The organism is Salmonella sp. 5800 (assembly GCF_046558195.1).
In the GTDB taxonomy this organism is placed as follows: domain Bacteria; phylum Pseudomonadota; class Gammaproteobacteria; order Enterobacterales; family Enterobacteriaceae; genus Salmonella; species Salmonella enterica.
On sequence record NZ_JBGDOX010000010.1, the window covers coordinates 77,850 to 84,149 of the forward strand.

At 37.3% G+C, this 6,300-nt stretch carries 5 protein-coding genes; all 5 read left to right on the forward strand.

The features are described from left to right. Positions 1-115: 115 nt before the first annotated feature. The 5 genes from ssb1 to siiD all read left to right on the forward strand — a co-directional run bounded on the left by ssb1 (position 116) and on the right by siiD (position 6,286). A complete protein-coding gene (gene ssb1 / locus ACLJZ5_RS17665; protein ID WP_000168322.1) occupies positions 116-646 on the forward strand; it encodes a single-stranded DNA-binding protein SSB1 in 531 nt (176 codons plus the stop codon). A 1,039-nt stretch (positions 647-1,685) separates the two neighbouring features. Continuing rightward, positions 1,686-2,318 carry an SPI-4 type I secretion system auxiliary protein SiiA gene (gene siiA / locus ACLJZ5_RS17670; protein ID WP_024797337.1) on the forward strand — a complete coding sequence of 211 codons (633 nt, stop codon included), beginning with the start codon at positions 1,686-1,688 and terminating at the stop codon, positions 2,316-2,318. After that, complete coding sequence (locus ACLJZ5_RS17675) at positions 2,315-3,703, forward strand: MotA/TolQ/ExbB proton channel family protein (protein WP_024797338.1); 1,389 nt, start codon at positions 2,315-2,317, stop codon at positions 3,701-3,703. The genes siiA and ACLJZ5_RS17675 overlap by 4 nt, the downstream gene beginning before the upstream one ends. Continuing rightward, entirely contained in the window at positions 3,693-5,012 is a 1,320-nt protein-coding gene (siiC, locus tag ACLJZ5_RS17680; protein ID WP_001670706.1) for an SPI-4 type I secretion system protein SiiC, read from the forward strand. The genes ACLJZ5_RS17675 and siiC overlap by 11 nt, the downstream gene beginning before the upstream one ends. Next, the gene (gene siiD / locus ACLJZ5_RS17685) at positions 5,009-6,286 is read left to right on the forward strand and encodes an SPI-4 type I secretion system protein SiiD (protein WP_023262289.1); all 1,278 of its coding nucleotides are present in this window, start codon (positions 5,009-5,011) and stop codon (positions 6,284-6,286) included. The genes siiC and siiD overlap by 4 nt, the downstream gene beginning before the upstream one ends. Positions 6,287-6,300: the final 14 nt, after the last annotated feature.

Sequence of the window (6,300 nt, forward strand, 5' to 3'; positions counted from 1 at the left end):
ATATGAGGTTCGCGCGAGTGACCTGGAACCTGCATCGCAGCTATTAAAATGCTACGTGGAAATGGTACACTCACGCGTTTACACTATTTATGAAACGTATTCAGGAGACTCAATTATGGCCAGCAGAGGCGTAAACAAGGTGATTCTCGTTGGTAATCTGGGCCAGGACCCGGAAGTACGCTATATGCCAAGTGGCGGCGCTGTCGCCAACTTAACGCTGGCTACTTCTGAATCCTGGCGCGATAAGCAGACCGGCGAAATGAAAGAGCAGACTGAATGGCACCGGGTGGTGATGTTCGGCAAACTGGCGGAAGTGGCCGGCGAATATCTGCGTAAAGGTTCTCAGGTGTATATCGAAGGTCAATTGCGTACCCGCAAGTGGACCGATCAGAGTGGCCAGGAACGCTATACGACTGAAATTAACGTTCCGCAGATCGGCGGCGTGATGCAGATGCTGGGTGGTCGCCAGGGCGGCGGCGCACCGGCAGGCGGTCAGCAGCAGGGGGGTTGGGGTCAACCGCAACAACCTCAGCAGCCACAGGGCGGTAACCAGTTCAGCGGCGGCGCGCAGTCGCGTCCACAGCAATCCGCGCCAGCGCCGTCTAACGAACCGCCCATGGATTTTGACGACGACATTCCGTTCTGATTTTTGGTAAAAAACTCAAAGCGTTATTTGCATTTTCGCTATAGCTCTCGTCTGCTGAAATGCCTGGTGTAAACCAGGCATTTTCTTACCTGGTATTATTGTCTTTGTATCCCTTTCAAAAAAGAGAAGCGCATATCTTACGGAAAAATGTCGCTTATCGCCTCTGGCCGACTCGCCTCGGCACATCGTTATCCAGCCGAAGTTCATAAATGTACTGCAATAACCCGGATTGTCTTAAATATGAAAGAGAAATCTCATCTGCAAAATATATAATTTATAGCCATTTTTTGACAACAAAAAGATATTATAAAATAACGTTAGAGAATGGTCGGTATTATCAATAGTTAATTAAATGTTTGCTTTAGCTTGTGATGAGCTCAAATATGATATGTGCATCTTGATTTATTTTTAATTGCTGAATATAAAATTGTTACTTATAGCTGGCTTTATATAAAAAATGGTTTTATTTATGTGTTTTTTTACGCAATTCTGATTTTTTACTCCCCACTTATTATATTTTTAATGATTTAAGTTATATTGAAGTCCCTATGACCCTATGTTTTAATTGTGAAAATTCATTTTATCCTCTGGAGGCAAATTTATTAAATACGTATGGTTATAACGCGTATTAAAAAGAAATATGTCCTTAAAATGATTTAGAGTTTCAATGATTAGCTAACAAATATATTTATCGGCGAGTGGTTTTAATTTGCTGATGACTATTTTTTATTTATGAGCTGAGAGCTTATGCGATACCTATTATTGGGGAAGATATAGTTAGTGCAATAATTGATGTCTACCTAATTAAAAAATGAAGAGTGTTTTTAATTAAAGCACTCATCTTTGTTGTGGGCGCATAAAAATGGCGTCATTGTTTTTATTTTTCTGATTACGAGATGTAGGAAAACTGAAATCTATAAAGCGTATTGGTAGCAGGAAGCCAAGGGCGGTAGCGTTCACTTTCTGAATAAGTTGAGCATCCTTTATCCTTTCTAATCCACAAAAACATTTTATTCACAATGTAATATCAGGAGACAACATGGAAGACGAAAGTAATCCGTGGCCTAGTTTTGTTGATACATTCTCTACGGTATTGTGCATTTTTATATTTCTTATGTTGGTGTTTGCACTTAATAATATGATTATTATGTATGACAACTCAATTAAAGTTTATAAAGCAAATATAGAGAATAAGACTAAATCTACTGCTCAAAATAACGGAGCCAATGACAATTCAAATGCTAATGAAATAGTTAATAAGGAAGTGAATACACAAGATGTGTCGGACGGAATTACTACAATGTCAGGTAAGGAGGTTGGAGTATACGATATCGCCGATGGTCAGAAAACTGATATAACGTCTACAAAAAATGAGCTTGTTATTACGTATCATGGCAGGCTGAGAAGCTTTTCAGAAGAGGACATTCATAAAATAGAGGCTTGGTTAGAAGACAAAACTAATAGCAATTTATTGATAGAAATGGTTATTCCTCAGGCAGACATCTCTTTCTCTGACTCTTTACGACTGGGATATGAACGGGGAATTATTTTAATGAAAGAGATTAAGAAGATATATCCTGATGTAGTTATTGACATGAGTGTTAACTCCGCAGCATCAAGTACAACGAGTAAAGCTATTATCACGACTATTAATAAAAAGGTGTCAGAGTGAAATATATAAATCATTACCGCTATTTGTTTGTCTGTTTTTTTCTTGCCATACTCCCTTTTTCCGCTTTATCTTTTCCCGGTATAAGAGAGTATGTTTTTGATAACTTTATGGTTTCTGCTGTTTACAATGGAGTCATTATTGCCATTTATATTACAGGCTCTTTGTGTGCATTATTCACTATTTTTAAAAATATTTCAGCAAAAGACATATTAATATCTCAGGACGCCAGTAGAAAAAATAGCATTCTTTCTAACCTCAATCAGGTTTTGTTTGCCGGGGAACCCAAACAGTGTGATTTCAATTTGCTGATGGAATTAGATGACAATGTGTCTACTGCCCGTAACCAACGATTGTCATTTATTATGAGTTGTAGCAATGTGTCGACGCTTGTTGGCCTGTTGGGGACGTTTGCGGGTCTGTCTATTACGATTGGTTCAATCGGGAACTTATTGAGCTCGCCATCAGATGTTGGCGGTGATAATGCAAGTAATACACTCAATATGATCGTGACAATGGTAGCGTCGCTTTCTGAACCATTGAAAGGGATGAATACCGCATTTGTATCTTCTATCTATGGTGTTGTTTGCGCCATACTCCTGACCTCACAAAGTGTTTTTGTTCGCAGCTCCTATTCCCTTGTTTCTACGGAAATCAAAAAATTAAAAATCATAAGCAACAGATCCAATAATAAACAACGAAGCCTGCGGGTTGAATCAGAGACGCTTGTAGAATTTAAAGAGTTGTTTAAAGCGTTTTTTGATAACTACCTGACAGTTGAAAACTTACGGACGCAGGACGAAGAAAAGAAACGAGTGATTCTATCAGATAGCTTTGTCACTTTGCAAAACCGACTATTGGATAACTCAGCAAAACTGGAACAACTTTCTACGCTGATTGATGGTTATCTGGTAAGCAATAACGTAAATACCAAAAAATTAGTTGACGGTGTAATAACAATTACCTCTCGTTTATCTGAAGGTAATACCCTGCTTGCTGATAATAATGCACGACTGGAGGCAATGAGTACAATACAAAATATTATAGATAAAAAGAATGATTCAATAATGGCATCAGTTGATAAATGTTATCAGGAATCTCTTTCACATGGTAAGACCATAAACGATATTGCCGCTGGCAGTGCCGATATTTCTCATACTCTCGATGGGCTGAGAAAAGAAATGGATGAGGATATGAACAATGTTCATTTAGCGCTATCCGATCTATCGGCTACTGATAAAAAGATTATTGCCAATACTAAAGAGATTAGTGCTGAAATGGTTAGCTACCGTGATACCTATATGCCATTAATGGAAAAAATAACATCTATGCATCAGGAAATAGTAAAGCAACGTTTGTTAAACAAGGAGGAAAAAAATGAAGATTAAGATGTTTTTTCTGACGACTGCTTTTATTACACAAAGCACATACGCCAGCGAGCTTCCGGTCATTCCTCTAAGAGATTTAGTTAATGCCGCATTAACGCATCAGCCCTCTGTTGCTGTTTCATATTATGAGACTGAAAAGAAAAACAGTGACTTAGATCTTTCACGGGCAGCACTTTATCCTACCCTGGATCTAACATCTGGCCTTAATAATAACAGGAAAGAGTCATCAGGTACCGAGAGAAACGTTGAAAATAAGGTGTCTTTATCATACCGAATAACGGATTTTGGAGTGAGGGGGGCTAATATCAGGAAATCTGAATATGAAAGAGATAATAGTAAAACTGATTATGAAAAAACAAAGAATATAGTATCTCAGGAGGTTGTGACAACCTATTACAACATCAGTAAATATCGTGAAATGATTGATGGCGTAAATCTGGAGAAAGAGTTTTATAAAAAGATGCTGGAAACTTTTTCGCTGCTGGTATCTTCCGGTGTAGCTATGCAATCTGATATGCGTAAAGTACAAGTATCTATCGATGCATTAAATACCAGAAGCATTATGTATCAGTCGATGTTGGATGATGAAATGTATAAAATGCAGAATATGACTGGTCTGAATTTATCACCAGATCAGATTCAAAGCGATGAAAAATTCAACCTCTTCAAAAAATATATCTTTGTCGAAAGTCCTGAAAAACTTATGGACATGGTGATGAAATACAACGATGACTATAAGATGCTTGTCAATACCCGAAAAGCCGCGACCGAAGATATTAATGCCGCAAAATCATCCTATTTTCCGACTGTAGATCTCGTGTCCAGCTATGTACAGAATAATCCGAGCGGTAGTGCCAAAAAAAGTGATTATGAAGATGAATTTAAAACGGGTATCAATGTCAGTTTCAACATTTTTAATGGGTTCAGAAATTCAGCCCAGGAAAGAAAAATGGTGGCAAGTTACTCGCAGGCTAAGCTGCAAATTGACGATTTTTTGATTAAAACGCGTTATAACATTGATTCACAACTTTCAAGATACGCCGCTGCAAAAGAGACTTACTCAGTGGCGGAACGTTCACATACAAACGCGTTACAGCTTACTGAATTATATGAGCAGGAGTTTCAGTTAGGGCAAAAAAGTTTGCTTGATTTAATTTCAAGCCGTAATGAAGCATTTCAGGCATATGTAAGCATGATCGACAGCAAATATAGCCTGTATATTTTAAAGCTACAGCAACTCTCATTGATTTTTCATTTAATGGATTATTTAAAAGGAAATACTGAAAGTGAGTTAAATGTGATGAAATGAATAGAAGACAAAGCGATCATCTCATGATGATAATTATTTCTTTGACGATCTTAATTATTATCCTTACCTACTTTATAGAAATTAATTCAGTGGTTCATGGTCAGGGCGTTATCACCACTAAAGATAATGCTCAGTTAATATCTCTTTCTAAAGGAGGGACGATACAAGATATTTATGTGGCCGAGGGTGATACTGTAAAAAAAGGAGAACTCCTTGCAAAGGTCGTTAACCTTGATCTGCAAAAAGAATATCAAAGGTATAGAACTCAAAAAGGGTATCTGGATAAGGATGTTAACGAAATATCTTTCATTCTTGATAAAGAAAGTGAGAGTGGGTTGATTACCCTGGATGGCACCCGTTCTTTAAGCAATAAAGAGGTAAAAGCGAATATTGAATTAGTGCATAGTCAGATAAGAGCTAAAGAGTTAAAAAAAACATCTCTTGATTCTGAGATTAGCGGATTACAAGAGAAGCTGAGTTCGAAAGAAAAAGAACTAGCATTGCTTGCCGAAGAAATAAATATTCTTTCCCCACTGGTAAAAAAAGGAATTAGCCCATATACCAATTTTCTTAACAAGAAACAGGCGTATATAAAAGTTAAGTCTGAAATTAATGATATTGAAAGTAGTATCACTTTAAAAAAAGATGATATTGAGCTGGTTGTTAATGATATTGAGGCGCTTAATAATGAATTGCGATTATCTTTATCTAAAATAATATCTAAAAATCTTCAGGAACTTGAGGTTGTTAACTCTACATTAAAAGTAATAGAGAAGCAGATAAATGAGGAGGATATCTATTCACCGGTTGACGGCGTAATTTATAAAATCAACAAAAGTGCCACTACTCATGGTGGTGTGATCCAGGCGGCGGACTTACTTTTTGAAATAAAACCAAAAGTAAGGACTATGCTGGCCGATGTGAAAATACTACCCAAATACCGTGACCAAATATATGTAGATGAAGCCGTTAAGCTGGATGTCCAGTCAATTATTCAACCAAAGATAAAATCGTATAATGCGACTATCGATAATATTAGCCCTGATTCCTATGAGGAAAATACCGGAGGAACAATTCAGCGTTATTATAAAGTAATTATTGCATTCGATGTTAATGAAGATGATTTACGGTGGTTAAAACCAGGTATGACTGTTGACGCCAGTGTAATTACCGGAAAACACAGCATTATGGAATACCTGTTATCTCCCTTGATGAAAGGCGTGGACAAAGCCTTTTCAGAACCAGTTAATACTAAACGATTAGATACACCTTGAGAGTGAATATAATA